We start from the raw sequence: 26619 nt of genomic DNA, 5'->3' as shown, positions 1-26619 counted from the left end.
CGGCCCGTGCGCGCCGCGACGGACCTCGCGGTCGGAACCTCATCATGAACCGAAGCCGTCCGGCAATCGACGCGGCCGAGGTGCTCGGCATCGTGCGCACGCTCGTCGGCGAGCTGCGCCCCGGCAAGCCGCCCGAAGCCGGGCTCGACAGCCACCTCGAACGCGACCTCGGACTCGACAGCCTCGCGCGCGTCGAGTTGCTCGCGCGCATCGAGCGTGCCGCGCACGCACGCCTACCCGAAAACACTCTCGCCACGGCAGAGACCCCGCGCCAGCTCTTTGCCGCCCTGCGCGCCGCACGGCCGGAGGCGACTTCCTCCGCGCCCGAACTCGCCGCCGCGCCGGACACCACGCGCATCGAGGCGCCGACCGGCGCCGCCACGCTCATCGACGTGCTGCTCTGGCACGCGGAGCGTTCGCCCGATCATGTGCACATCCGCCTGCTGCACGACGACGCCGAGGTCGGCACGCTCACGCACCGCGAGCTGCTGCAGGGGGCGCAGCACATCGCCGCGGGTCTGCAGCAGCGCGGGCTCGCGCAGGGCGATGCCGTGGCGATCATGTTGCCCACCTCGCTCGAATTCTTCACCAGTTTCTTCGGCGCCCTGCTCGCGGGCGGCGTGCCGGTGCCGATGTACCCGCCCACGCGCCCCTCCCAGCTCGAAGACCACCTGCGCCGGCAGTCCGGCATCCTCGAGAGTTGCCGCGCGCCGGTGCTGATCACCGACGAACAAGTGCAGCCGGTCGCCCGCCTGATCTCCACGCCCTCGGGCAGTCTCCGGCACACCGTCACCGCGCGCGAGCTCGCGGCCGAAGCCGGCTGTCCGGCGACCGCGACGCCGCGGCCGGACGAGCTCGCGCTGCTGCAATACACCTCGGGCAGCACCGGCAACCCCAAGGGCGTGATGCTCACGCACGCCAACCTGCTCGCCAACATCCGCGCCTGGAGCCGCAGCGTCGCAATCACTTCCGCCGACGTTACGGTGAGCTGGCTGCCCCTCTATCACGACATGGGCCTGATCGCCGCCTGGCTCGGCAGCCTGTACAACGGCTGCCTGCTCGTGCTGATGTCACCGCTGGACTTCCTGTCGCGCCCCGTGCGCTGGCTGCGCGCGCTGCACCGCTACCGCGGCACCCTCTCCGCGGCACCGAACTTCGCCTACGAACTGGTCCTGAAACACGTCGAGGAAAGCGAACTGGCCGGGCTGGACCTGTCGCACTGGCGCATCGCCGCGAACGGCGCCGAGCCGGTGAATCCGGACACGCTGGAACACTTCGCCGCGCGCCTTGCGCCCTTGGGCCTGCATCGCGAAACCATGACCCCCGCCTACGGGCTGGCCGAGAACGCCGTCGGCCTCGCCGTGCCGCCGGCCGGACGCGGCCCGCGCATCGACCGCGTCGTGCGCGAAGCCTTCTTCCGCACCGAGGCGGTCCGCGCAGCCAGCGGGGACGCCAGCGCGATCCGCTTCGTCGGCTGCGGCCAGCCGCTGCCCGGCCATGATCTTCGCATCGTCGGCCCCGATGGCGAGGAACTGCGCGAGCGCCGCATCGGCCGCATCGAGTTCCGCGGCCCCTCGGCCACCGCCGGCTACCTGCGCAATCCCGAGGAGACGCGCAAGCTGCTGGGCGCCGGCTGGCTCGACACCGGCGATCTCGGCTACCTCGCGGAGGGCGAGCTCTTCGTGACCGGCCGGGTCAAGGACATGATCATCCGCGGCGGACGCAACCTCTACCCCTACGAGCTGGAAGACGCCATCGGCGCCTTGCCCGGCGTGCGCCGTGGCTGCGTTGCCGTGTTCGGGGTTGCCAATCCCGCAACGGCAAGCGAACGGCTCGTCGCCGTGGTCGAGACACGCAGCGCCGACGAGGTTGAACGCCGCCGGCTCGAACATGATGTCGGCAATCTCGCCGTGGACCTGCTGGGCGTGCCTCTCGACGAGATCGTGCTCGCACCGCCGCACAGCGTGCTCAAGACTTCCAGCGGCAAGATCCGACGCGCCGCGACGCGGGAGCTATACGAAAGCGGCGTGCTCGGCCGCCAGCACAGCGTGCGCATGCAGATGCTGCACCTCGCCGCGACCGCCGCAACGCGCAGGGCCGCGCAGGGATTGCGCCGCGCCCTCGGCACACTGTGGGCAGTCTGGGCATGGACCGCGCTCGTGCTGCTCGCAGTGCCGGTGTGGATCGCAGTGGCAACACTGCGTCGCCCGGCGCTCGGCTGGCGCATCGGACGCACCGGGGCACGCCTGCTCGCGGCCCTGATCGGCATCCGCATCGACGTCCGCGGACGGGAAAACCTGCCCGCATCCGCGCCCTGCGTCGTCGTCGCGAACCACGCGAGCTACCTCGACGGCCTGATCGCCGCCGCCGCGCTGCCCCGCCCCTTCGTCTTCGTCGCCAAGCGCGAGCTGCTCGACAACGCCATCGCCTGCCGCTTCCTGCAAGGACTCGGCACCGAATTCATCGAACGCTTCGCGGTGCAGGACAGCGCGGACGCCGCCAGGCGGCTCGCCGAGCGCGCACGGCTGGGCGCGGCGCTGTTCTACTTCCCCGAAGGCACCTTCGTACGCAGACCCGGCCTGCAGGAGTTCCGCCTCGGCGCCTTCCTCGCCGCATGCGAGGCCGAGCTGCCGGTGGTGCCGGTCACCATCCGCGGCACGCGCGCGGTGCTGCCCGACGAAACCTGGCGGCCGCGCCACGGCCCCGTTAGCGTGACGATCGGCCGCCCTATCCTGCCGCACGGCAAGGACTGGAACGCCGCACTGGCGCTGCGCGATGCGGCGCGTCGGGAAATCCTCGAACACTGCGGCGAGCCCGACGCCGCAGCGTAGTCAAACGGCCGCCCCCCGGTATTCAGGGCACTGCGCCAACCCGCCCTTCAGCGCCTCGACCAGCAGGCGCACCTTGGGCAGCGGATGCCGGCGCTGCGGCGACACCGCCCACACGGCGGTATTCGGCGGCCGATTCGCCTCCAGCAGCGGCACCAGTTCGCCGCGCTGGAACGGCCCGAGCACGTAGTAGTCGGGCAGCTGGCACAGCCCGAAGCCGCGCAAGGCCGCATCCAGCACCGCATAGCCGCTGTTGCAGCGCCAGTTGCCGCTGGGCCTGAATGGATACTCGCGCCCGTCGAGCTGGAACATCCACGTGTCGCTGGTGCCGAGCAGGCAGTTGTGACGCCCGAGCTCGGACAGCGTGTGCGGCCGGCCATAGCGTTCGAGGTAGGACGGCGCCGCGCACAGGTACATCGTGCGCGGCGCAATGCGCGTCGCGACGAGGCTGGAATCGCTCAGGCGCCCGAGCCGGATCGCGAGGTCGAAGCCCTCGTGCACGAGGTCGACGTTGCGGTTCGTCAGCTCGATCTCGACCTTCAGCTGGGCATGGTGCGCCATGAACTCATTCACCAGCGGCACGATGAAACGCTCGCCATAAGCCACCGCCGCGCTCATGCGCAGCAGGCCCGCCGGCGCGCTCTGCAGGTCGCTGATGGCGAGGAAGGCCTCGTCGCGCTCCTCAACCAGGCGCTGGCAGCGCGCGAGAAAGACCTGCCCCGCCTCGGTGAGCGACACGCGCCGCGTCGTGCGGTAGAAGAGCCGCGCCTGCAGCCGGTCCTCCAGGCGCGCGACCTGACGGCTCACGTGCGACGAGGACACGCGCAGCTGCTCCGCCGCACGGTAGAAGCTGGCGTGCTCGGCCACGGCGAGGAATTCGTCCAGCCCTTCCCAACGATTCAAGCCCGACACGCCTACCGCGCCCCCCGGATGTGGCAATTATTGCTCATGAGCAACAGTATATTGCCGGCATGCCGATTATCGACACTGCCGCATCAATTAGACTTCATCGCCTATCCCCGACAACAACAGAGAGAGCCCTCGCCATGACCATCAAGTCGCGCGCCGCCGTCGCCTTCGGCCCCAAGCAGCCCCTGCAGATCGTCGAAGTGGATGTCGAGCCGCCGAAGAAGGGCGAGGTGCTGGTGCGCATCGTCGCGAGCGGCGTGTGCCACACCGACGCCTTCACGCTCTCCGGCGACGACCCCGAAGGCATCTTCCCGGCGATCCTCGGACATGAGGGCGGCGGCATCGTCGAGGCGGTCGGCGAAGGCGTGACTTCGCTGGAGGTCGGCGATCACGTGATCCCGCTGTACACGGCCGAATGCCGCGAGTGCAAGTTCTGCAAGTCGGGCAAGACCAACCTGTGCCAGGCCGTGCGCGCCACCCAGGGCAAGGGCCTGATGCCCGACGGCACGACGCGCTTCTCCTACCAGGGCCAGCCGATCTACCACTACATGGGCACCTCGACCTTCTCCGAATACACGGTCGTGCCCGAGATCTCGCTGGCGAAGATCCCCAAGGATGCCCCGCTCGAGAAGGTGTGCCTGCTCGGCTGCGGCGTCACGACCGGCATCGGCGCCGTGCTCAACACCGCGAAAGTCGAGGAAGGCGCAACGGTCGCGATCTTCGGCCTGGGCGGCATCGGCCTCGCGGCCATCATCGGCGCGAAGATGGCGAAGGCCTCGCGCATCATTGGCGTGGACATCAACCCGGACAAATTCGAGATCGCCAAGCAGCTCGGCGCGACCGATTTCGTGAACCCGAACGAGCACGACAAGCCCATCCAGGACGTGATCGTCGCGATGACCGACGGCGGCGTGGACTACTCCTTCGAGTGCGTCGGCAACGTCAAGCTGATGCGCGCGGCGCTGGAGTGCTGCCACAAGGGCTGGGGCGAATCGACGATCATCGGCGTCGCCGGCGCGGGCCAGGAGATCAGCACCCGCCCCTTCCAGCTCGTCACCGGCCGCGTGTGGCGCGGCAGCGCCTTCGGCGGCGTGCGCGGCCGCACGGAACTCCCGAGCTACGTGCAGAAGGCGCAAAAGGGCGAAATCCCGCTCGACACCTTCATCACGCACACCATGCCGCTCGACCGGATCAACGAGGCCTTCGACCTGATGCACGAGGGCAAGAGCATCCGCACGGTGATCCATTTCTGATGCGCGGCAGGGGACTTCCATGACCCTCGAAAACCTCTCTTGCCAGAAGAGCTTCGGCGGCTGGCTCAAGCGCTACCGTCACCGCTCGCAGACCCTGGGTTGCGACATGACCTTCGCCGTGTACCTGCCGCCGCAGGCCGAACAGGGCGGCAGGCTGCCCGTGCTGTACTGGCTCTCGGGCCTGACCTGCACCGACGAGAACTTCATGCATAAGGCCGGCGCCCAGCGCGTCGCCGCGGAGCTCGGCCTCGTCATCGTCGCGCCCGACACCAGCCCGCGCGGCGCCGACGTGCCGGGCGACCCGGATGGCGCATGGGACTTCGGCCACGGCGCGGGCTTCTACCTCAACGCGACCCAGGAACCGTGGTCGCGCCACTACCGCATGCACGACTACGTCGTCGACGAGCTGCCGGCGCTCGTCGAAGCCAGCTTCCCGGTGTCGGACGCCCGCGGGATCAGCGGCCACTCGATGGGCGGGCATGGCGCGCTCGTCTGCGCGCTGCGCAATCCCGGCCGCTACCGCTCGGTCTCGGCCTTCGCGCCGATCACCAACCCGATGAACTGCCCGTGGGGCGAAAAGGCCTTCTCGCGCTATCTCGGCGAGGAGCGCACGCGCTGGCGCGAGTGGGACGCAAGCGTGCTGATCGCCGACGCGCAGGAGCGCCTGCCCCTGCTCGTCGACCAGGGCGACCGCGACGACTTCCTCGCCACCCAGCTCAAGCCCGAAGCCCTCGAAGCCGCCGCCCGCGCCGCCGGCCACCCGCTGACGCTGCGCCGCCAACCGGGCTACGACCACAGCTACTACTTCATCGCGAGCTTCATCGAGGATCACCTGCGGCACCACGCCGCGGCGCTCTGCGATTAGCCGAACGCAACCGGGGCACCAAGCGAAAGCTTCATGTGCTCCCGGTTCGCCCCCTGGCATTTGCGATCAAGGCAGGCGGCTCGGCGGTCGGGCTCGCTATACTCGTCTCGACGGGAAACACACAACAAGGCCCATTCCCGGTCACCGCGGAAGCTCGCCACCGGAGAGATCGCCTTGCCCAACGAATCCGACGTCAGTCCATCCGCCCTCGCACCGCTGCGCCAGGCCATGTTCCGCATGCTGTGGCTCGCCTGGCTCGCCGCGAACATCACGATGTGGATGAACGATGTCGCCTCGGCCTGGCTGATGACCTCGCTGACCACCAGCGCCTTCATGGTCGCCATGGTGCAGGCGGCCTCGACGCTGCCGGTATTCCTGCTGGGCCTGCCGAGCGGCGCCCTCGCGGACATCGTGGATCGGCGCAAGTACTTTGCCGTGACGCAGCTGTGGGTTGCCACGGTTGCCGTGCTGCTGAGCGGGCTCGCGTTTTCCGGCCTGCTGACGGCCGAACTGCTGCTCGCGCTCACCTTCGCCAACGGCATCGGTCTCGCCCTGCGCTGGCCGGTGTTCGCCGCGATCATCCCGGACGTCGTGCCGCGCCGCGAACTGCCCGCGGCGCTTGCACTCAACGGTGTCGCGATGAACATGTCGCGCATCATCGGCCCGGTAGTCGCCGGCACGCTGCTCGCGGGCGCCGGCAGCGCCTACGTCTTCCTGATCAACGCGCTGCTTTCGATCTTCGCCTTCGTGATGATCCTGCGCTGGCAATCCGAACCGAAGCTCAGCGCCCTCCCCGGCGAACGCTTCCTTGCCGCGATGCGCGTGGGGCTGCAGCACGTGATGCAGTCGCCGCCGATGCGCGCCGTCCTCGCACGCATCTTCCTGTTCTTCCTGCAATCGACCTCGCTGACCGCGCTGCTGCCGCTCGTCGTCCGCGACCTCCACTCGGGCGGCGCAACGGCCTACACCAGCCTGCTCGCCGCCATGGGGGGCGGCGCAATTGTCGCGGCGTTGAACCTCGAGCGTCTGCGGAAGCGTTTGGAACGCGAGGACTTCGTCGTTTGGGGCACCCTCCTCCACGCCGGGAGCGCCGCTGTCGTCGTCCTCGTGCCGACATTGTGGGTCGCACTGCCTGCCATGTTCGTCGCCGGCGTGGCGTGGATCGCCACCGCAAACGCGCTCACCGTGGCGGCGCAGATGGGCCTGCCCAACTGGGTGCGCGCGCGCGGCATGTCGATCTACCAGATGGCCCTGATGGGCGGCAGCGCCGCAGGCGCCGCATTGTGGGGCTACGTCGCGAACCTCACGTCGGTCGCGATCAGCATCCTCATCGCTTCCGTCGTGGGTCCGCTGGTGCTGCTGCTCACCCGCCGCCACGTCGCCATCGGCGCGCACGACGACGACCACAGCCCCGCAGCCGTCGTCGCCACGTTGCCACCGCCCGCGATCGACATCGAGCCCGACAAGGGGCCGGTGATGGTCACCATCGAATACCTGATCGACCCCGCGCGCGCTGCCGGCTTCAACGCCGTGATGCAGGAAACCCGCCGCGCCCGCCTGCGCCAGGGCGCACTGTCCTGGGGCCTGTTCCGCGACACCGCGCGCCCGGAACGCTACATCGAATACTTCCTCGACGAAAACTGGATCGAGCACCAGCGGCGCCTGGAACGCTTCACCGCCGCGGACCTCGGCCTGCGCGAGCGTCGGCTCGCCTTCCACGTCGGCCCCGAGGCGCCGCTGATGCGGCGCTACGTTGCGGAGACCTTCGACGGTCGCACCGGCGCTACCGACACGCCATGAGCCACCGATTCAATCGGCGTCGTGCAGTTCAGTCCGCCCGTAGAGGCGACGCAGCTCGCCCTTCGCCGCCTCCAGGCAGGCACGCCGCTCGGCGGGGAGATTCCTGCCCGCGCGGTTGATGTAGAAATTCAGCATCGACATCGCCGACCGGAACGGCCCGGCCTTCCGATTCACGCTCGCCTCGGCCGAACGCTGCAACGAAAGTGCAATTTCCCGCGGATCCACGAGCGCAAAGACCCCGGGCTCCAGATCCAGCGCCCGGCTGCTTTCGGTGACCTTCTGCGACCAGCGTCGACCGGCTGGCACCATCGCGTGGCTGCGTCTAGGAGCGCGGCCCGCGCATCGCCCGGACACAAGCCCAGGCAATGATGCCGAAGAGCACAACCACGCCCAGCACGTGCTCCATGCGTATCTCCTTCGTCGGGAACAAGCGTCGATTATGCGCCCAACGCTCGGCGACCGCCCTTCACTTCTCCGTACGCGGCGGCCTCGGCTCGTTCGGGGAGCCCTTTCCGAGCAGATAGCCCGCAAGCGTCCCTAACAGGCCCATCACCGGCGCGACCTGCTGGTCTGTGTATCCGGCGACCACCAGGAACAATGCACCGGTGATGATCAGCACCGTCCCGAACACGCGCAGGATGGCCTCCGGTGACGGGCGCGAACTGCGCATCAGCCCGGCGCAGAGGACGAGCACCACGATGCCGAAGATCAGCACCACCGCACTCATCGTCATCGCATTCTGGTTCGACCACCACTCCGGCCCCGCGGTGGGCGTCGCCGCCACGGACTTCACGGACGTAGACGGCACCTGCGCGAGTTCCCGGTCGAGGTCGGCCATCTGCTGGTCGAATTCCGCCTTCGTCATTGCCCGCCCTCCAGCGAATCCAGGCGCTGCCGCAGCAAGTCGACCTGCTTCTCGAGGAGACCCACCTTGCGCTTGAGTACCGCATTCTCGTGACGCAGCGCCTGGACATCGACAGACGACTCCGCGGCGCCGCTCCTTCCCGGCCCTTGCCGATCGCCATCAGTTCCCGAGTCGGATCCGGCGGCCAGCCCCGGACGGTCCGCCTTCCCCTCTCCGGCCAAACCGGGGCGCTGTTGTGCCACGGCCGGGTAAGCCGCGACGAGAGCAACCAGGAATGCAACAGCAAGCGATCTGCGCATGACACCCTCCGCACATGGACGACCCACGTCGAGACCAATGGCCGGGCCACTCGTCCGCTGGCACATTCGGATAGTCAATCGCCATGCGGAAAATGCCCCAAATCCATGATAGGACAGAAAATCCGCGGGTGCCGGCATACCCGGAGCAGGGCGCCGCACTCCGACTGCGGATCAAAGCCGGACGTTGACTACAATCGATACATGCCGCCACCGGAGCCGGACCCCATGCCCCGCTACGCACACACCGTGGATGGAAAGAGCTACCGGTTCGCCGACCTGAAGAGCCTGCTCGCCAAGGCCACGCCGACGCGCTCGGGCGACCGGCTCGCCGGCCTTGCCGCAGGCAGCGACGAGGAGCGCGTCGCCTCGCAAATGGCGCTCGCAGAACTGCCGCTGGCCACCTTCCTCAACGAGGTGCCGATCCCCTACGAAACGGACGAAGTCACCCGCCTCATCATCGACGAGCACGACACGACCGCCTTCGCGCCCGTCAGCCACCTCACCGTCGGGGACTTCCGCAACTGGCTGCTGTCCGAAGCGGCCGACGCAGCCACGCTCGCTGCACTCGCGCCGGGACTCACGCCCGAGATGGCGGCAGCCGTGAGCAAGATCATGCGCGTGCAGGACCTGATCCTCGTCGCGAAGAAATGCCGCGTCGTCACCCGTTTCCGCAACACCATCGGCCTCCCCGGCCGCATGGCCACCCGCCTGCAGCCCAACCACCCGACGGACAACCCAGCCGGCGTCGCCGCCAGCATGCTCGACGGCCTCATGTACGGCTGCGGCGACGCCGTCATCGGCGTGAATCCCGCGACCGACAACATTCAGGCCGTGACGCGCCTGCTCGGGCTGCTCGACGCCGTCATCACCAAATACAGCATCCCCACCCAGGCCTGCGTCCTCACACACGTCACCACGACCATCGAAGCGATCCGCCGCGGCGCGCCGGTCGACCTCGTGTTCCAGTCCATCGCCGGAACGCAGGCCGCCAACGCGAGCTTCGGCATCAACCTCGCGCGGCTCGCCGAGGCGCGCGACGCCGCGCGGTCGCTGCAACGCGGCAGCGTCGGCGACAATCTCATGTACTTCGAAACCGGCCAGGGCAGCGCCCTGTCGGCCAACGCCCACCACGGCGTCGACCAGCAGACCTGCGAGGCGCGAGCCTACGCCGTCGCGCGGAAATTCAAGCCCCTGCTCGTGAACACCGTCGTCGGCTTCATCGGCCCCGAATACCTGTACGACGCCAGGCAAATCACGCGCGCCGGCCTCGAGGACCACTTCTGCGGCAAGCTGCTGGGCGTGCCGATGGGCTGCGACGTCTGTTACACCAACCACGCCGAAGCCGACCAGGACGACATGGACGGATTGCTCACGCTGCTCGCCGTCGCCGGCGTGAATTTCGTGATGGGCGTGCCCGGCGCGGACGACGTCATGCTCAACTACCAGAGCACGTCCTTCCACGACGCGATGTACGTCCGCCAAGTGCTCGGCCTGCGCCCCGCTCCCGAGTTCGAAACCTGGCTGCACGAAAGCGGCATCTTCGAACCGGGCGAACGGCTGGCCCTGTCGCGGGACCTGCCCGCTCCCTTCCGGCACGCTCTCTCCAACGTGCGCTGAGGCAATCGCCATGGACGACCAGGATGAAACCGTACTGATTCCCGATCGCTGGGCGCAGCTGCGCCGCTTCACCTCGGCGCGGATCGCATTGGGACGCGCAGGCAGCAGCCTCCCGACACACGCCCATCTGGAATTCCAGCTCGCACACGCCCGCGCCCGCGACGCCGTCCATCATGCGCTACCAGTCGAATCCCTGAGCGCGGGCCTCGGTGCGCGCGACCTGCAATTCGAGCTCGTCCACAGCGCCGCACCCGACCGCCCGGCCTACCTCCAGCGTCCCGACCTCGGCCGCCGCCTCGATACCCCCTCGCGCGCCGCGTTGCAAGCGCAGCGCGCACGGGACGACGCGCCGTTCGACCTCGCCCTCGTCATTGCCGACGGCCTCTCGGCCTTCGCAATCGAACGCAACGCCCTCCCCTTCCTCGACGCGCTCCTGCCACAACTTCCCCCACGGTCCTGGAGGCTGGCTCCCGTCGTCATTGCCGAACAGGCCCGGGTCGCCCTTGGCGACGACATCGCCCAGGCGCTCAACGCCCGCATGGTCGCCGTCCTCATCGGCGAACGCCCCGGCCTCAGCTCCCCGGACAGCATGGGCATCTACCTCACGTGGCAGCCGCGGCCGGGCACGACGGACGCACAGCGCAACTGCATCTCCAACATCCGGCGCGAAGGGCTCCACCTCGACCTCGCGGCCGAAAAGCTGCTCTGGCTGATGACTGAGGCACGGCGCAGACAGTTGTCCGGCGTGTCCCTCAAAGACGAGGCCCAAGCGCCCCAGGAACACCTCACCGCGCCGGCGACGAATTTCCTGCTCGATGCACCGAGCATCCCGTAGAAGAAACGCGCACGTTCTCCCCCTGCGGCCGGTCACAGGCTATGGAACGGATCCTTAGGCCCTCCGAGCCGCGATGCACTTCGCCAGCTGGCTCTTGGGCGCCCGCTGGATCCGCCGCAGGAGTTCCACCGACACGTCGCGCACTTCATGGCGCTGGAGCAGCTCGTCTTCAAGGTACATCAGCAGGCTCGCCGCCATCTCCGCGTCGGCCAATGCCCGGTGGTATCGGCCCGCGACCGGGAGATTCGCATATTCAACCAGCGCACCGAGCCTGTGACTGGGAGCCTGGGGCAAAATCCGCCGCGCCAGCAAAAGAGAACAGACGAAATCCTGCGCCCGGGTCCGCTGCACCCGCGCCAACTCCGCGTCCCAGAATTTCGAGTCGAATGCGGCGTTATGGGCAACGAGCGGGTAATCGCCGACAAAATCCGACACGTCCCGCATCACCTCTGCCACCGGCGGGGCACTGCGGATCATGGCGTTGGAAATTCCGGTGAGCGATTCAATGAATGGCGGGATGCGGACCCCGGCGTTCATCAGGCTCTGATAGCGATCCACCACCTCCCCATCCGCCACGATCACCGCAGCAACCTCGGTGGCACGGTCGCCTTGCGCCGGCGACAGCCCCGTTGTCTCAAAGTCGATGACCGCCACCACTTCCACGTCTACCCCCTCACTAGTTCGACGTCGCGGCAGGCCGACACTTGTCACAATCCTCCCACGGGAGGCAATCGCATACCCGCGGCCGCTCGACGTAACGACTACCCACCTGCACCGAGTCAGACGCGGACACTCCGTTCGCACTGCCGCGCTTGTGCACACCCGCATCGGCGGCCGACGCATCATGCGGCGTCGGCGACCATTGCGCGAACGCAGCCAGATCGGCACGTCCCTCGACGTACCAGACCTTGCGTCCTGCATCCCAGCGGGCGCCGAGCTTCTTCGCCTGGTCCTTCTCGGCGAAGGGGACTTTCAGGTTAACTCTCATGACTTTTGCGGAAAAGGCATTTTGCGGGAAAGGCATCGTGGGGGCGCATTATAGGCCGGACGCCCTGTAGGCGACGGCTGAAGCGCTCCGGATACCGATGACTACGCGCGACCGCTCAGATCGTCGTCACGGGCGGGTTGAAAGGACTGCTGCTACGCACCTCGGCCAACCGCAAATCTTCCGTATTACACGTGACGACGGTCAGGTCGTAGATTAGGGCGATTCAGACCGATTGGCATCATTGACGCAAACGCCGCCTCGCAATCGATCGACTTTTAAGGAGACAGTGCCACGACCACCCACAGCTCAAACGGAGAAAAGAGAGAATTCTCAGCGCCTGCGGGCGGAAAATGACGTCCAGCTTGCCCGGCCGTACCACCGCAAACGGCTGCAATCCGCGCCAACACTGAGTGCTGCGGCAGAAATGACTGAGGCCAGCGGAAGGCTGGCCTCATGTGTTGGTGGTGCTGGGGCGACCAGTAACCAACCCCGTATGAGACCGGAATCGTAGTCGCAGGTAGCTTCAAATACAAGTGCAGTTCGCACTATTGACGCGGCATCGGAGATGCATCACGCCTACCCCACTCCTGGCAGTGGCCACGTTCGTCGCTGCCATCAGCGGTGCCGTACTGCGTTCCGACCAGTAGTCGAACACGTTCACAACGCACGCCGACAAGGAATGGAGCGCCTTCAACTCATGGTTCAGCGTACCCAGCGACGGGCATCCTTCAGGAGCAACAGCAGTTGCTGCTCACGCAGCGGTGAGGCGCTGAACCCGAACCGGGTGTAGAACCCCGCCGCGTCTTCATCGATGGGGTGGGTCAGCATCGCCCGGATGCCGGCTTGCTCGGCAATCAGCATCGTGCGTCGGATCGCATCCTGCAGCAGACCAAAGCCTATGCCTCGCCCCTGATCTCGCGCCGAAACCGCCAGCCGCGCCAGAATCACCACCGGCAACGGGTACTGTCCCATCCCTTTTCGGATGCGCTCGGGCGCGTCCAGCGTATCGATCTGACCGACGGTTAAACTGAAATAGCCTGCTACCCGGTCATCATCGGCCACGACGAAGGTCTTGGCTGAGCCGCTGCCCTGGGCCTGCCGGGCGTGACGCAGCAGCCAGTCGTTCAAGGCCAGTTTGCCACAGTCGAATCCGTCCAGCCGATGTTGGATGCTCAGGGGTTCAGGTCCGCGCAATGTCACTTCGCATCCCAAGGCGCCTTGCGCGAAAACAGATCACGCAAGCCTTCATTGGGCTGCTCCGGTTGTTCCAGCAAATCCATCAGGGCTTGGTACTGACTACCGGAGACCATAAACAGGCGCTGGTCCAGCAAAGTCTGCTCGGCGGCCAAGCAGGCGCTGTCCAGGATGAAGTTGGTCAGGGATTTATGCGCCACCTCGGCGGCGCGGCGCAACACCACTTCCTGTTCGTGAGTGGCGCGTAGCCCCAAGCGGGCAGACCGGGCGGAAGGAGAGGATGCGATAGCAGCCATCACGGCACCTCGTTTGTTAGATCAACTGCCGCAATGTTAGTACAAACGACGCACACCGTCTAGTTCCGGCGGGCGACCGGTTGCCCTGGTTGACGATGAACCGGCGTGCGTGGCGCCGACAGAACTGGCTCACACACGTCGTCGGCAGCAGTTGCCAAACCTCTTAGACAGCGCCTTCATATCCGCACGACAAACGAGAGTAAGGAGGACGTCGATTATGGAACCCGCCTACATGAGTGAACAACAACTCGCCGCTTACTGGGGCATCAGCGCGAGAACCCTACAACGGTGGCGCATCGAGGATCGCGGCCCGGACTACGTCAAGTTCGGAAGATGCGTTCGCTACCCCCTTCGGGCGGCAGCAGCCTTCGAGTTGATCCACTTGGTGAAGCGCCGCTCGATCCACCCGTCCGAGGCAAGTTCCTCCGAGTGCCCTGCTCCGCCGATCGAAGTGGAACTCACCCCCGAACAGGAGGCAGTTCTTGTTCGGATGCGGGGGTTCTTGAACCGCACTCGCGCCGTGACTATGCGGTCCTGAGTTCGATCCCCGATGCGACTATCGAACTGATGTACTCGGACGATCCGCATCGCTGAGAGTTATCGCTCTTCTGGCGTCTTCCACGCCATGAAATGTTCAAGCGCGTCGACCGGACCGATCAATTCGCGGGCGCGCTTCAAACGGTCCAGTAGCTGAGCTCGCTCACCAGGACTGAGTTCGTCGGCGCGCCGTTCGATATCGGTAAAGAACTGCTCAATACGGTTTACCTCTGCCCAACATTCGATGATGCGGTGGATGTCATCCCTACTGTCCTTGAGCGCCTTCGCAGCCAGCCGCACGGCCTCCTCTCGGCGCCGCTGCTCACACTGGGCCTCCCACTTTTCATGTTCAATCTTCGCCTGACGCTCCCCTTCTTCGACAAGGACCGCGATTTCTCCCGCAGCCTGCTCCAATCCCTTGACGATCTCCTTGATTTGGCCGGCCAAATCACGATCCTTGGTTTCACGCCATTGCTTTATCCATTTGGCTCTCCAATAGGGTGAGTAGGCCTGCAAACATAACCGGCCCGTCGGAAAATCCTTTCTCGTCGTCCACGTATGGTCCACCGCGTACCGTCCCCGCTTCGGTGGCACGTAGTCTTCCACACGAATGTATTCGCCATTGACGTAGCGGACTTCCACCTCCTCTGACATCTCGATGATCGTCAAACCAATCGCCACCGTTCCCACATAGGCGACGGTTACCCGCCCGGGCGACCACAAATTGTTGTAATGATTACCCTTGCTTGGCTTTTCGCGTTCATCGATTGCTGCACGCTGAAAGTGCTCGTCGTTCGTCGCTATCCGGACTCGATGACTGCTCGCTTCGAGGGACAAGAACAGCAGGTTGGCAAACGACAAGGCCTTGTCGAGACCAGACTTGGTCACCGCGAAATCAATCAGGAGTCGCTTGGACGGCTTGAGGTACTTTCCCGCGTAAGACATGCGTCCGGCCTCGAATTGGGCCTTCGCGCCTTTCACCAGCGGATGGACGTCATTCGATGCCGTAGAAACCTTCACCGCGCGTTTGGCCCGAACCGGCGGTCGTGGCAGAGGTTTAGGAACCTGCACATGATCGCCGTCCCGCGACCAGACCAGATGGTCGCTTGGCTGAGGATCGGGTAAGGGCGGCTTCGGCTGAGTCTTACCGACTGCCAGTTTCGCCCAATATCCACGCTCCGGTCTCGGCACGTTCATGGACGTGCAAACCCTTGCCAAGTAGCTGGAGGAAACACCGAACCTCGTGGAAATCTTGAGCATCGGCTCCGACCAGACGAGCGCGTACAGTGCCTCGCGCGACAGCGGGGTTGTGACCTTCTCTTCTGGACCAAACGGACTGTCAGAGGCATCTTCGATTGTCATGGCCATGAACTCCGGACGATCAGATTAAGAAGCGCCGAATCGCACCATCCTCTCGGAACTCCTTGTGCTTTCGGAACCGCTCGCCACCGTGCCGCAGGCAGCCTGCTCACCCCGCGCGATATCGCGCACGACACCGCCGCAGAACCAGCGGCCGACGAGGCTTCCGGCCTCGCAGCCCTGCGGAGGTTGTTTGCGAATGTATTCCTCGTCGTCGTGGAGGGCTTTCCAGTGATTGCCTTGTCCCGGCATGAATCTTTCCCCTGGGATCCTTGAATGCATGCCCACGACCGCGTTGCCGCGGGCGGCGCAACGCCTCGCGGTCCGTTAGCGCGTCGGGTCGTCCACCTTGCGGTCTGCCGCCAAAGCCTCCGGTAAGGCGTCGAGGGAAATTCCGCGTTCGCAGGCGAGGTTGATGAGCTCGATCCGGTGCCAGATGCCACGGTGATCCAAGCGGCTCTCGTCCGGCTGCGTGCCGAACTGTGCCTGGTAGCGGTCGCGCGCCGCGGCGAGAGCCGTGAGCGAAATCATTGGCGTCAGGCAGCGCATACGCCGCGGCCGTTCGGCGGGCGGCAGGCGCAGGAATGCGGGAATTGCGGGATCCTGATCGTCGGTCACCATGACATCCTCCTTACTCAGGCCATCATCGCCTGAATCCGATCTAGCGCGTTCGTCTTGATGCGGTCGCCCGCCCCAAACAGGATGTGAGCATAGTGTTCGCTGTCGGTATCCTGTACGTGATCGACCCAGCCGGTGATGGTGTTGAGCGCGCCCCACCAGGTCTTGTCCTCAGGCTCAAGAGCGCGAGCGGGAATGCCAGCACGGTGCACGCTCAACACCTGCGCGCGAGTCGCCCGGGCGGTGGCCAGCCGGGTCTGCCAGGCGCGTTCCACCTGGGGGTTGCTGCCCGCCGTGACGGGTCGTGTGGGGTCTGGCAAAAGTTGTGTCAGGAAGGTTTCAAACGCCTTGTCGTCGCATTCGGTTTGCGCGAGGCGGGCAAAGAGCACCTGCGTTTCCTGGCTCTGCTTCACGCAGAAGTCGAAGAACACCTTCGCCTGCTCCTTCAACAATTCGTAGCGCCCGTCATGCGCGCGCCGGAAGACCTTGCCGACTGCCTTCTTGTGCAGAGCCAGCGACAAGGTGTTCTGGCAGACGACGCGCACCGTGGTGAGCCGGATGTCAATGGCTACTGAACCGTCGTGGCTGTTGGTGAAGAGGAGGTAGGTTTCCAGCACATCGTTCCCGCGCACCTGGATGTGCTCGGGGAGCCTCGCCAACAACCAGATGACTTCGCCGTTCTTAAGGTAGCCACCGGTGTGGTAGATGGGCTGCCCCTGGCCGAGGACCGCATCGAACATTTCCGCGCCCGCCCGGTTCTGCAGTGGCCGGAAACCGGGATGAACGACGCCGATCACCCCCGGCCGGCTTCGCCCGGCTTCCGATCCTTGCGCACGACGGCGACCCGGTGGGGAATCTCGGAGGCAGGCTCGCCCGCGGGCACGATAGGTACAGTGCCGACTTCCCAGTCAAGGCCGCCATGTTCGAGAGCTTCCTCCAGATTGGCGGGACGGCCGAGGCGCTTTCCAAGTCGGTGCCATGGCTCTTCACCGCAGTAGAACATCTCGCCGATGTTGTGTGCCATGGACGTATCCTTGTCGTTGAATATCTGGTGCTCAGCGTATCTCTTGAAAAGCTCACCAGATGAGCCAGTCGACCCGTGGATCAGCGATACAGGTCGTTCATGCGTGCCAGCTCCGCGACCACTCGCTCGCGCAGCGTTTCGGGCGCGAGCACCGTGACGTCGGCGCCGTACTTGAGGATGTCCATCAGCAGTTCGCGATCGTCGGTGTAGGGAAGCTCCAGCACGTAACGACCGTCCTCTTGCAGCGTGCCCTTCTGCTGCGGATGCCAGTGTTCCGAAGCGACCCAGCGCGCCCGCTCCGCACTGAAAGCGAGGCGCGCCCAGCGAACGTCCTGGTCGCGCCCGACGAAGATGCCGTAACCAGGACCGAGCTCGCGCTCAACCGTGCGGCGCGGTACCTCACGGGCAGGCGTCTCCAGGCTCTCGATCCGCTGGACGGCATCCACACTGAAGTTGCGCAAGGCCCCACGCAGGTGGCACCAGGCATCGAGGTACCAATTTTCACGGTAGTGCACCAGGCGCTGTGGCGATAACTCGCGCTCGGTGATTTCGCCCGTGCCGCGCGCGAAGTAACTCACCCGAATCCGTTTTCTTCGCAGCAGCGCCGAGCCCACCTTCTCGAAGTGCGCGAGCTTCATGTTTCGCTTGCCCACCCCAAAGATCAGCACCCGGCGGCGGATCTCCTCGGCCGGATCGTCGGTCGTCCCAAGCAGGCCGTTGAGCCGCGCCTGCAAGGGGGCGACGTGCGGCGCGAGCAGTCCGCCCGGATCTAGGCTCGCCAGCAGGTGCTGCATGGTGAGCAGCGCATGGATCTCTTGTGAGGAGAACCACAACCCCGGCAGCTCGTACTGCGCCCCCGCGGCGGCCTCGAGCTTGTCGAAACGGTAGCCGCCGGCGTCCCGGTCCCACACGATGGGCGCCCTCAGGCGGTTCCTCATATATTCGAGGTCGCGCTTCAAGGTGGCAGGCGACACTTCCAGCGCCGTGAGCAGGTCCTTGAAGGCGACGAGCCGCCGCTCGGTGATGAGTTGGTCGATTTTGTAGAAGCGTTCGGTGCGATCCATGGGCCGTTTCTTGTTGTCGGCTGGCTCACCCGGTGAGCCTCGCGGGTGCTACTTTAGGTCGAGTGATGACAAGCGAGCAATGCTTATAGCGTGCGCATCCTGCATACTATCAGGCAGCCGCTCAGGGAAAGTCTTCTCTCAACAGTTCGAGACCGCACTTCGGAGGCGCAATGACGGCCCAGATTGGTGAAAAACTTGAGTACCGGGAACGCCAGGTCCGGATGTGCTCCGAACCTCTTGAGGATTACTTTGCGCTCGCTGGTAGCCGGCCGGATTTTGCATACCGCAACACGGCACTCTGGCGAGGCTACGTGGGAACCTGGGAAATCCGGGACGACCGCCTCTACCTGATCGCGCTTTCAGGCTCTTTGAGTGGCCTGCCCCCGATTCTCCGGACAGTTTCGGTAGCTACACAGCCACCATATTTTCTTCAAACTGAACCGGGCTGAGATATCCAAGCACGGAGTGACGCCGCCGCGGATTGTAGAAGCGTTCAATGTAGTCGAACACGTCCGCCCGAGCGTCGTCGCGTGTCGGATATCGCTTTCGCGCGGCACGTTCCGTCTTGAGGCTGGAGAAGAAGCTCTCCATCGCGGCGTTATCCCAGCAGTTGCCCTTTCGACTCATGCTGCAAACGATGCCCTGGTCGGCTAGCAGCCGCTGGAAGTCTTCGCGGGTGTATTGGCTACCCTGATCGGAATGGTGTAACAGCTCCTTGGGTTTACCGCGCCGCCAGACCGCCATCAAGAGCGCATCGATGACCAGTTGCGCAGTCATTTCCGCCTTCATTGACCAGCCGACAATTCTTCGCGAGTACAGGTCCAGCACGGCCGCAACGTATAGCCAGCCTTCGTCGGTCCACAGGTACGTGAAGTCGGCCAGCCACTTCTTGTTCGGCGCATCCGCCTCGAACTCGCGCTGCAGCAGATTCGGTGCAATGCTGTGTTCGGGCCGCAGGCCCGCATCGTTGGGCGAGCGACGACGCTTCTTGCGCGCAGCCAGCCCGGCCGCCCTCATTAGGCGAGCAACGCGATGAATGCCGCAGTGCTCGCCCCAGGCAAGCACGTCGTGCCAAACACGTCGGCTACCGTAGGTCCGATCGCTCGCTTCGAAGCTTTGCCGAATCAGCCCCGTGAGCTTCTCGTTGGCGCGGGTACGCGGGCTTGGCCGCCTACTGAACCATTCGTAGAAGCCGCTGCGGGAAATTCCGAGCACTTCACATAGAACCCGAACCGGCCACACCGCCCGATGTTTGGCAACGAAGCCGAACTTCACGTCGGGTCCTTCGCGAAGTAGCCGAGCGCCTTTTTTAAGATATCGCGCTCCATCTTCACCCGCGCCAGTTCGCGCCGCAGTTGCTCAAGTTCCGCCTGGCTGTCGCTCTTCAGAGGCCTGCCAGGCGTCAAATCGGTGCGACCTTCTTCCGCATTCAACATCCATCGGCGCAGCACGCTGCGCTCGAGTCCCAGATCTCGGGCGACCGCTGTCGCCGTCATACCCGGCTGCGTTGCCAAACGCACCGCCTCGCGCTTGAACTCGTCCGAGAACTTCCTTCTTGTTCGCATCGATTCCTCCTAGACACATGTTGCCATGCAATGTGTCCGGAGAATCGGGGGCAGGCCAGTTGGCCTGCTTATCCTCAAGTACCTGCTTCTGGCGGCGAAGTGCCAATTCCTGCTCGCGAAAGGAGGCGAGTTGCGCGTTCTTCGCGGTGAGTTCCTCGGTGAGGGCCGACTTTTCCTGGGCAAACGCCTCAGCTGCTTTGGCCTTCGCATCGGCTTCGGCTTTCGTGACCAGGGCGCGGGCATCCTGCTCGGCCTTACGGACGTCGGCCAAGTCTTCCTTCAGCTTGGCGATCTGTTCTGCAAAGAGCTTGTTGGCCTTCCGCTCGGCCTCCCTGGCCAAACTCTCCTCGAGCTCCTTCTTCTCGCTCGCTAGGGCGTCCGAGAACTCCTGCTCATAACGCTCGATCGTATGGCGGGCAATACCCTGGTCGAGCGAAAACTGGTGGTTGCACTTCGGGCAGACCGCAATCTCGTCAGACGAGACGATTATCTTTTTTCCCATATAGGGCAGCTCCTTTGATGGATTACTCGAATGTCTAGGCAACCGTTATCGCTTGAAAACTACCGCGCGGTGGTAAGCTAGATACTCGGCACGTCGAGGATTTCTGAAACTCTTTGGAAGAAACTTTTCTTCCTGAAGCCCAAGGTGCTTTTTCGCGGACTCGCTGAGCGCGGGGGACGAAACTACCCGCCAATCCTCGTCGAATGTCACCAGTCCGGAGTCGAACGCTGCATCCCAAAGTGATGAGAGCAGTAGGCCGTTGTCGGGGCATCCTCTCGCTTCACGATTCTTCTCGGAATGAGCCCAAGGCTGGATGTGCGAGGCTATAAGCAGTTCCTTCCCCTCGATACCGGACATCCAGCAGACGTCGCCAGCGATATCTAGGAGCGAAGATCGGAAGGCGCCCTGGCCAAACCGAACCTTGACGACGGCTTCCCGTTCGCTCGTGCTAAGGCTAACCGTATCGCTTTCCAGTCCTTTCTGGTCACTTTCCGAGACCGTAAGTTCTTTAGCTGACTCTGGCTTCTCGTTTTCGAGATCGTGTTCATTACTAAATTGAATCCCGGCTTCGATCTCCATGTCCGGCACGTATGACTCCGCAGATCCGCTCAATCCGAACAATATGGCTTCGATGGTCTGGCGTGGTTTCTCCTTGGAATTGCCGACTAATATGTTCCAACATGCGTAGGACTCGCCCATGCGCGAGCCAGGAGTCGTGTTAAGTTTGTTATTCCTGCCATCACCTGGGGCTTTTTCTTCGACCTCGATGCCGAGGGGTACCGACGGTGGAAATGAGAACCAAAATTTCGCTCCTTTTACGCCTCTAGTGCGGCGAGGCACTTCCAAAGCGAATTGCCCCTGGTCGCATTCGAAAAAGCACATACCCTCCTTCGACGGTACGGACTTCTTTAACCTTTTTGCCAGAACCAATTCGTTTATTTTGTTCAGTGCAATTTCCCAAGCATCCATATATTCATTCGCTCCAATCGTGAAATTTCCGTGGGACGCTTTCCACGAATCCATGCCGTAACGCGTCGATATCGCTATCGTAACGATCGCTGTAGCTCACATAATGAGCCACTGAATCATTCATACTGCGACAGGGCCCGGCGGAGGCGCGAGCGCACTTCCTCCCGGAGTTCGGGTGGTTCGAGCACCTCCGCCTCGGGGCCGAACTTGAGGACGTCGAGCAGGAGTTCGCGCGGGTCGCTGTATGGCACCTCGAGCACCAGAGATCCGTCCTCCTGGACGGAAGCCGTCTGTTCCGGATGCCAGACTTCGGCCTCGACCCACCGCGCTTGCAGCGCGGAGAACCGCAACTTCGCCCATTTTCGGTCGCCGCCCGAATAGATCCCGAAGTCCTTCCCGACCATGGCGTCGATTGCCGCCTTGTCCGCCTCGACCGCGGGTTCCTTCAGCACTTTCGCTTCCTCGACGCCGTCCAATGCAAAGACCCTCGGTCCTTCCGCCTTGTGGCACCAGGCGACCAGGTACCAGTTTTCCTTGTAATGGATGAGGCGCTGCGGGGAGACGACCCGCCTATTACGCTCGTTCCGGCTCTTGGTGAAGTAGAGGATCTCCAGGCAGTTCCTGCGCACCGTCGCCTGGGCCACGTTCTCGAAATGGGCCGCATCCCGCCGACGGGCTGCCGACGCCAGGATCTGGATGCGTGAGCGGATATCCTCGGGCGTGTCGTCCGCCGCGCTCAGTGCCAGCGTTATCCGCGTGATGAGAGGTTGCAGATGTTCCGTCAGCAAGCCGGGCGCGATGTGGCTGGCCAGCGTATCTATCATCAAGAGGGCGTGGATCTCGCTCGACGTAAACCAGGCCCTCGGCAATCCCAGCTTACCCGACGACCAGCCTTTGTCCTCCAGGACGTACCCGCGTTCGCGTCCGGCCTCGCCGGGCAACCAGGTGATCGGCGCTTGGAACTGGTCCCTCAACACCTCTATGTCGCGTTTGAACGTCGCAAGCGAGACATCCAACTCGTTCAGTAAAACATCGCGAGGCACAGGATGTTTTCTCGCTTCCAAGATGGCGACAATGTCGCGCAAGCGTGCCGCTTGGGCCACTTCAGTTCTCTCCTCTCAGGTAGGCGAAGGTGTTCACGAGTGCCATTTCGCCGGGCGACTTGCAGCGTAGATTCAGGAGTTTCGGGCTGAAAAGAACGACAGAGAGGCATTTCGCCCGGGAGACGGCCACGTTGATCCGGTTCTTACTGAACAGGAAATCCAGATTCCTCGGCAGGTATTCTGCGCTTGAGGTCGCCATCGATACGATGACCACTTCTGCCTCCTGCCCTTGGAACTTGTCGACCGTGCCGACCCGGGCGCCATTGGGCAGAACCCGTTTCAGCAGATTGACCTGCATGTTGTACGGTGCCACGACCAAGATGTTTTCGAGGGAGAAAGCATGCTCCCGACTCTGGCCGTCCCGATACCGCTGTCTGAGGAGACTTTCAACGATTTCCCGCACGGCGGCGGCCTCTTCTTCGCTCCGTTGCGAGCACGCCTCGTGCGCTATCGGGAAATAGCAGATCCCGGTCGGACGGAGGGCAGGGTGAGCCGAACCGTCCAGGACAAGCCGCTGCTGGAGCGTCGAATCCGCCGATAGAAGACGGGAGTCATAGATCGCGTCGGATATGAACCTACAGACATCTGGATGCATCCGGTAGGTCACCCCCAGGAATATTCCTCTGTCCGCTGAAATTGTGGACTCTCCGTCAAGGAGGTACTCCAACGCCGACTCCCCGCTCCTGCCGGGATGGCTGCCCTGAATCGGCTGCCCGAGCTGCATTTGGTCCCCGAGCAGGATCAGGTTCTTCGCGCACATGCCCATCGCGATGGTGTTCGCCAGAGAAACCTGACCGGCCTCGTCGATGAACAGATAGTCAAACGTATCCCTGAAACCGGGCCTGGCGAGCGTCCAGGCCGTACCCCCGACAAGTTGGGGCGCGGGGTTCGCCTCGAGGATCGCTTTGTCGGAATCGAAATTCGCGATGAACCGGCTCTCGACCGCCTGCTCCTCCTTCGATATCTTTTTGATCCCGAAGTAGGAACACCCAGACTCTTCCATCCGCTTGTCGACCGCCTCGAGAAGGTTGTTGATAGCCTTGTGGCTGTTGGACGAGACGGCCACCCGCTTCCCGGCCTTCAGCAGCGAAGCGATCAGAAGCGATCCCGTGTAGGTCTTGCCTGTTCCCGGCGGCCCCTGGATGAAGAGGTAGGAAGAATCGAGCCGTTCGACCGCGGATATGGCGGCGGCGAGGGGCGCCGCGTCCGTCCCGACGATTGGCTGGCCTGGCTCTAGCCCGCGGATGTCCGGCGTTCGCCGCTGCAGGTAATCCCGGACCGCCTTGTAACGGCTCCCTCCTTGGACGAGGGACTCCGCGAAAGCGAATACGGCGCGTTGCATCGTGGTGGTGTCGACCGGTGCACCGATCGAGACCGACATTGACGAGGGAGGCTCAAGCTCCCCGTCACCCAAGCGAAACTCAAGTTCAACCGTATTCTCGTCTTCGTCGATTTTCCAGACTAAGGCTTCTTTGAGGTTGTCGAGACGAACGGCTCGGTCGCCGGAGCGCACCTTGAAGTCCTGCTCGGGATAGCGGTACCGGTATGTTCCGCACCGCTCGCCTTCGCCAACGTACTCAGGGTCGTAGAGGCCGCCGATCACTTCCGGCTCCTCGATCAGTTCTTCCAGTTCCGCCTCTCGGCGGTCGAATAGCGCCCACCACTGCGGCTTGGCTGCTCGTCGGTAGAAGTCGAGGAGCGAGTCGATCAGCTTAGCCAGTTCCGGATCGAGATCTGGGTTTTCGGGATGCGCAACCAGACGCTCGTGGAACTCCTCCAGGAGCTTCTCGTGCTCCTGTGTCTTGTCGGACTTCGCACGTGCCGGTTGCTTCGATGCTGTGGTGGCAGCCGCTTCGAACCATGGCAGCTCGTCGGGACGCAAGGACAGCAGCCAATCACGCAGTTGCCTGGTCGAACGGCAGTCCTCCTCGTTGTACTTGCGGATGGATTCGAGGAGCGCGGGATCTTTGGATTCTCGCCACTGTTCGTAGACGACGATGCTATCGGTCGCCTTCTTCACGTCAGAGGTGCGCTTCTCGGAATAGAACGCCTCGATCGCCTTGATCGAGTAACTGTCTTTCGACACGCGGACGCCTTCCCGCACGACCTTGTACAGGTCCACCAACCGGCCCTCGCGGAGCAACCGGTCCACGGCGGATTCGCGAACCCCGTGCGAAGTCATCAGGCGTTTGATTGCCGCGTTCTCGTAGTGCGCGTAGTGGTACAAGTGCATGTCGGGATGCGCCCTCCTGCGGGCCATCACGAAGTCGATGAACTCGGTGAAAGCCAGCCGCTCTTCCTCGCGGGTATGGGCCCAGAACGCCTTGAACACGGGCTTCCCGGCATCGAAGTAATACAAGCCAAACAGGTATTCGAGGCCCCCTTCCTCCATGGGGTCGCCTTCCATGTCGAAGAACAAGTCTCCATCGTCTGGCCTCGGAAGGCGTGCGAATCCACGAACCGCTCCCGCTTCGATGGGAAGCAACTCCACAACCTGGCTGCCCATCTCCCGTTCAATGATCTGCAGACGCGCTTGTTCGTGTAACTTCCCCAAGGTCTCGGGCGCGATCTTGGGGAAGGTCGGCGAGGCAGGGAGCGCCCCGAGTGCGGCCACGGTACGAATGTCGGCGGCTTCGAGGCGGGCTATCTGCTGACGAGTGATTCCCGCGACGGCGGAAAGGTGGTCGTCATCGATCCGCTTGGCCGCGCAACGTTCCCGCCAGGGGCACAAGTCGCAGTGATCGCAAGGTGACGGATAAGGTACTTCCGTCCCGTCGGGATAGGGTGCGAGGTAGTCGAGCAGCCGGCCCAACAGCGAGCGGTAGTAGTGGAAATAGTCGCTGACCTTGAAGCTCTCCCGCTTTCCGTTCCCCAGTTCGACGTGCATGTGGAGGGGCAGTTCGCCGGTGATATCCGAGAGCAGGTCGGAATAAAAACAGAGCTGGAGAAGGAACTTGGCTTTGGTCGAGCGGGCCAGCTTGGTATCCGCGACCTCGTACAGCCATTGCCCCCCGCTTCCCCGGCCGGATCGCACGAGAAAGTCCGCGTGCCCCATCAGGTTGCCCCGCTTGAGCGTCGCTTGGTAGATCACTTGCGCGCCGTCGAGGATGGCTGCCCGCGTCGCTTCGAGCTTCCTTTCCAGCGACCAGTCGGAGTCGATCTCGACACAGGAGCTCGCCCCTTCCTTTAGAGTCGCGAAGAACCGCTCCTCGTGCTCGTATCCCTTTCCCTGGATGAGCAGGGCTTGCTCATCATCCTCGGCCTTCTCCATCGGATGGTCCAAATGCAACCGATCAAGCCAGGTCCGATGGGCGCATTCCGCGAAAAAGGAGAGGTCGCTCGCCGATAGGACGATTTCTCCAGCCGGTTTTTGCATCCGGTTTTCCTATGCCATAAAGATCGTGACGTTACCACGGTACGTAGCTCATGAAATGAGCCAGTATTTAGTTTGTCCCCTCAAGAGATGTGGCTCAATCTGTGAGCCACTAGCGGCGTCAAACTCTTCCCATCGCCACATCATTACGGGAGATTTGGTATGCAGCTCAGCAATCACGCGGTCGCCCAGATGCAGCAAAGGGCCATCTCCGAATCAATGATCGACTACCTAATCGAATGGGGACGCAAGGCGTACGACCACAGGGGCGCCGTCATCTGCTATTTCGACAAGTCGTCACGCATCCAATTGCTCAAGCACGTCGGCGAGCGGCGCGCCAAGCAGCTCGAGCACCAGCTAGACGCCTACGTCGTGGTGTCGACCAGTGGGAAGGTCATCACGGTGGGCCACCGCTACAAGCGTATCAACCGCCATTAGGACGTAGTGGACCGCCTTACCGCCCGGCCGTAGCACACCAGATCCGCTCCAGTAGCCGTGCAGGGGATTGTTGGGCTGGGGTGCCGTCACCACGTTCTCCTGCGGCCAGGCCTGCTCGCGGTATCAGTTCGATCACGATCGCCCTGGCCCGCCACGGCACGTTTCAAACATGCCTTCGCAACCCGTTGATTTGTATAAGGCGCGTGCAAAACCGCCTTTCGCACAAACAGAGAGCAGAGAGCCCTCTCTGCCTAATTCTTGTGCGATTTATGACGAATGTGGTCTTTGTGGCGCGACCGTACCTTTCGCACGAATCGC

General features: G+C 63.9%; 26 protein-coding genes. 8 read left to right on the top strand and 18 right to left on the bottom strand.

The features are described 5' to 3' along the window. The first annotated feature begins 44 nt into the window (after nt 1-44). The gene (locus ToN1_RS19850) at nt 45-2831 is read left to right on the top strand and encodes an AMP-binding protein (RefSeq protein WP_169205125.1); all 2787 of its coding nucleotides are present in this window, start codon (nt 45-47) and stop codon (nt 2829-2831) included. On the opposite strand, the gene ToN1_RS19845 is transcribed toward ToN1_RS19850, so the two are convergent. After that, the gene (locus ToN1_RS19845; RefSeq protein WP_280516650.1) at nt 2832-3740 is read right to left on the bottom strand and encodes a LysR family transcriptional regulator; all 909 of its coding nucleotides are present in this window, start codon (nt 3738-3740) and stop codon (nt 2832-2834) included. It lies immediately after the preceding gene. A gap of 134 nt (nt 3741-3874) precedes the next feature. On the opposite strand from ToN1_RS19845, the gene ToN1_RS19840 reads away from it, so the two are divergent. The 3 genes from ToN1_RS19840 to ToN1_RS19830 all read left to right on the top strand — a co-directional run bounded on the left by ToN1_RS19840 (nt 3875) and on the right by ToN1_RS19830 (nt 7655). Next, a complete protein-coding gene (locus ToN1_RS19840; RefSeq protein WP_169205123.1) occupies nt 3875-4990 on the top strand; it encodes an S-(hydroxymethyl)glutathione dehydrogenase/class III alcohol dehydrogenase in 1116 nt (371 codons plus the stop codon). Between the two features lie 19 nt (nt 4991-5009). Continuing rightward, the gene (gene fghA / locus ToN1_RS19835; protein ID WP_169205122.1) at nt 5010-5855 is read left to right on the top strand and encodes an S-formylglutathione hydrolase; all 846 of its coding nucleotides are present in this window, start codon (nt 5010-5012) and stop codon (nt 5853-5855) included. A 174-nt stretch (nt 5856-6029) separates the two neighbouring features. Next, on the top strand, nt 6030-7655 hold the full coding sequence (locus tag ToN1_RS19830) for an MFS transporter (RefSeq protein ID WP_169205121.1): 1626 nt from the start codon (nt 6030-6032) through the stop codon (nt 7653-7655). A gap of 9 nt (nt 7656-7664) precedes the next feature. On the opposite strand, the gene ToN1_RS19825 is transcribed toward ToN1_RS19830, so the two are convergent. From ToN1_RS19825 to ToN1_RS19815, 3 genes are all read right to left on the bottom strand, one after another. Then, on the bottom strand, nt 7665-7964 hold the full coding sequence (locus ToN1_RS19825) for a DUF3175 domain-containing protein (protein WP_169205120.1): 300 nt from the start codon (nt 7962-7964) through the stop codon (nt 7665-7667). Nucleotides 7965-8121: 157 nt separating this feature from the next. Then, nucleotides 8122-8520 carry a hypothetical protein gene (locus tag ToN1_RS19820; RefSeq protein WP_169205119.1) on the bottom strand — a complete coding sequence of 133 codons (399 nt, stop codon included), beginning with the start codon at nt 8518-8520 and terminating at the stop codon, nt 8122-8124. Next, nucleotides 8517-8819 (bottom strand): coiled-coil domain-containing protein, encoded by a 303-nt coding sequence (locus tag ToN1_RS19815; RefSeq protein ID WP_169205118.1) that lies wholly within the window; start codon nt 8817-8819, stop codon nt 8517-8519. The genes ToN1_RS19820 and ToN1_RS19815 overlap by 4 nt, the downstream gene beginning before the upstream one ends. Nucleotides 8820-9044: 225 nt before the next feature. Between ToN1_RS19815 and ToN1_RS19810 the strand changes: the two genes are divergently transcribed. Further along, nucleotides 9045-10436 (top strand): ethanolamine ammonia-lyase subunit EutB, encoded by a 1392-nt coding sequence (locus ToN1_RS19810; protein ID WP_169205117.1) that lies wholly within the window; start codon nt 9045-9047, stop codon nt 10434-10436. 10 nt (nt 10437-10446) lie between these two features. Continuing rightward, nucleotides 10447-11271 (top strand): ethanolamine ammonia-lyase subunit EutC, encoded by an 825-nt coding sequence (gene eutC / locus ToN1_RS19805; protein ID WP_169205116.1) that lies wholly within the window; start codon nt 10447-10449, stop codon nt 11269-11271. Nucleotides 11272-11325: 54 nt separating this feature from the next. Here eutC and ToN1_RS19800 read toward each other — a convergent pair whose 3' ends face one another. The 4 genes from ToN1_RS19800 to ToN1_RS19785 form a co-directional block, all read right to left on the bottom strand. Continuing rightward, the gene (locus ToN1_RS19800) at nt 11326-11934 is read right to left on the bottom strand and encodes a 3'-5' exonuclease (protein ID WP_169205115.1); all 609 of its coding nucleotides are present in this window, start codon (nt 11932-11934) and stop codon (nt 11326-11328) included. A gap of 13 nt (nt 11935-11947) precedes the next feature. Further along, a complete protein-coding gene (locus ToN1_RS19795; RefSeq protein WP_169205114.1) occupies nt 11948-12259 on the bottom strand; it encodes a DUF5710 domain-containing protein in 312 nt (103 codons plus the stop codon). Nucleotides 12260-12961: 702 nt separating this feature from the next. Then, entirely contained in the window at nt 12962-13387 is a 426-nt protein-coding gene (locus ToN1_RS19790) for a GNAT family N-acetyltransferase (RefSeq protein ID WP_244860833.1), read from the bottom strand. Nucleotides 13388-13455: 68 nt separating this feature from the next. Further along, nucleotides 13456-13749 carry a type II toxin-antitoxin system TacA family antitoxin gene (locus tag ToN1_RS19785; RefSeq protein WP_169205112.1) on the bottom strand — a complete coding sequence of 98 codons (294 nt, stop codon included), beginning with the start codon at nt 13747-13749 and terminating at the stop codon, nt 13456-13458. A gap of 217 nt (nt 13750-13966) precedes the next feature. Here ToN1_RS19785 and ToN1_RS19780 point away from each other — a divergent pair, with 217 nt between their 5' ends. After that, nucleotides 13967-14287, top strand: coding sequence for a helix-turn-helix transcriptional regulator (locus ToN1_RS19780; RefSeq protein WP_169205111.1), 321 nt, complete (start codon nt 13967-13969; stop codon nt 14285-14287). Nucleotides 14288-14346: 59 nt separating this feature from the next. On the opposite strand, the gene ToN1_RS19775 is transcribed toward ToN1_RS19780, so the two are convergent. The 10 genes from ToN1_RS19775 to ToN1_RS19730 all read right to left on the bottom strand — a co-directional run bounded on the left by ToN1_RS19775 (nt 14347) and on the right by ToN1_RS19730 (nt 25866). Then, nucleotides 14347-15648: a hypothetical protein gene (locus ToN1_RS19775; protein WP_169205110.1), complete on the bottom strand. Its 1302-nt coding sequence runs from the start codon at nt 15646-15648 to the stop codon at nt 14347-14349. 24 nt (nt 15649-15672) lie between these two features. After that, the gene (locus tag ToN1_RS19770; RefSeq protein WP_169205109.1) at nt 15673-15897 is read right to left on the bottom strand and encodes a hypothetical protein; all 225 of its coding nucleotides are present in this window, start codon (nt 15895-15897) and stop codon (nt 15673-15675) included. Between the two features lie 75 nt (nt 15898-15972). Then, a complete protein-coding gene (locus ToN1_RS19765) occupies nt 15973-16266 on the bottom strand; it encodes a hypothetical protein (RefSeq protein ID WP_169205108.1) in 294 nt (97 codons plus the stop codon). Nucleotides 16267-16280: 14 nt separating this feature from the next. Next, complete coding sequence (locus tag ToN1_RS19760) at nt 16281-17060, bottom strand: DUF932 domain-containing protein (RefSeq protein ID WP_169205107.1); 780 nt, start codon at nt 17058-17060, stop codon at nt 16281-16283. Further along, entirely contained in the window at nt 17057-17287 is a 231-nt protein-coding gene (locus tag ToN1_RS19755; RefSeq protein WP_169205106.1) for a hypothetical protein, read from the bottom strand. Before ToN1_RS19755 ends, ToN1_RS19760 begins: the two co-directional genes overlap by 4 nt. A gap of 80 nt (nt 17288-17367) precedes the next feature. Next, a complete protein-coding gene (locus tag ToN1_RS19750; protein ID WP_169205105.1) occupies nt 17368-18351 on the bottom strand; it encodes a helix-turn-helix transcriptional regulator in 984 nt (327 codons plus the stop codon). A 408-nt stretch (nt 18352-18759) separates the two neighbouring features. Continuing rightward, nucleotides 18760-19916 (bottom strand): IS3 family transposase gene (locus tag ToN1_RS19745; RefSeq protein ID WP_210147871.1). Its coding sequence is split into 2 segments (ribosomal slippage): nt 18760-19652 and nt 19652-19916, totalling 1158 coding nucleotides; the frame shifts between segments, so codons are not numbered across the junction. A 547-nt stretch (nt 19917-20463) separates the two neighbouring features. Continuing rightward, nucleotides 20464-21441, bottom strand: coding sequence for an HNH endonuclease (locus ToN1_RS19740; RefSeq protein ID WP_169208381.1), 978 nt, complete (start codon nt 21439-21441; stop codon nt 20464-20466). A gap of 62 nt (nt 21442-21503) precedes the next feature. After that, complete coding sequence (locus ToN1_RS19735; RefSeq protein WP_169208382.1) at nt 21504-22490, bottom strand: helix-turn-helix transcriptional regulator; 987 nt, start codon at nt 22488-22490, stop codon at nt 21504-21506. A 1-nt stretch (nt 22491) separates the two neighbouring features. Next, nucleotides 22492-25866 carry a TM0106 family RecB-like putative nuclease gene (locus tag ToN1_RS19730; RefSeq protein ID WP_169208383.1) on the bottom strand — a complete coding sequence of 1125 codons (3375 nt, stop codon included), beginning with the start codon at nt 25864-25866 and terminating at the stop codon, nt 22492-22494. Between the two features lie 159 nt (nt 25867-26025). Here ToN1_RS19730 and ToN1_RS19725 point away from each other — a divergent pair, with 159 nt between their 5' ends. Then, on the top strand, nt 26026-26301 hold the full coding sequence (locus ToN1_RS19725) for a DUF4258 domain-containing protein (protein ID WP_169208384.1): 276 nt from the start codon (nt 26026-26028) through the stop codon (nt 26299-26301). The last annotated feature ends 318 nt before the right edge of the window (nt 26302-26619 follow it).

This window comes from Aromatoleum petrolei (assembly GCF_017894385.1).
In the GTDB taxonomy this organism is placed as follows: Bacteria; Pseudomonadota; Gammaproteobacteria; order Burkholderiales; family Rhodocyclaceae; genus Aromatoleum; species Aromatoleum petrolei.
This window is presented reverse-complemented; position numbering and strand designations above follow the sequence as displayed.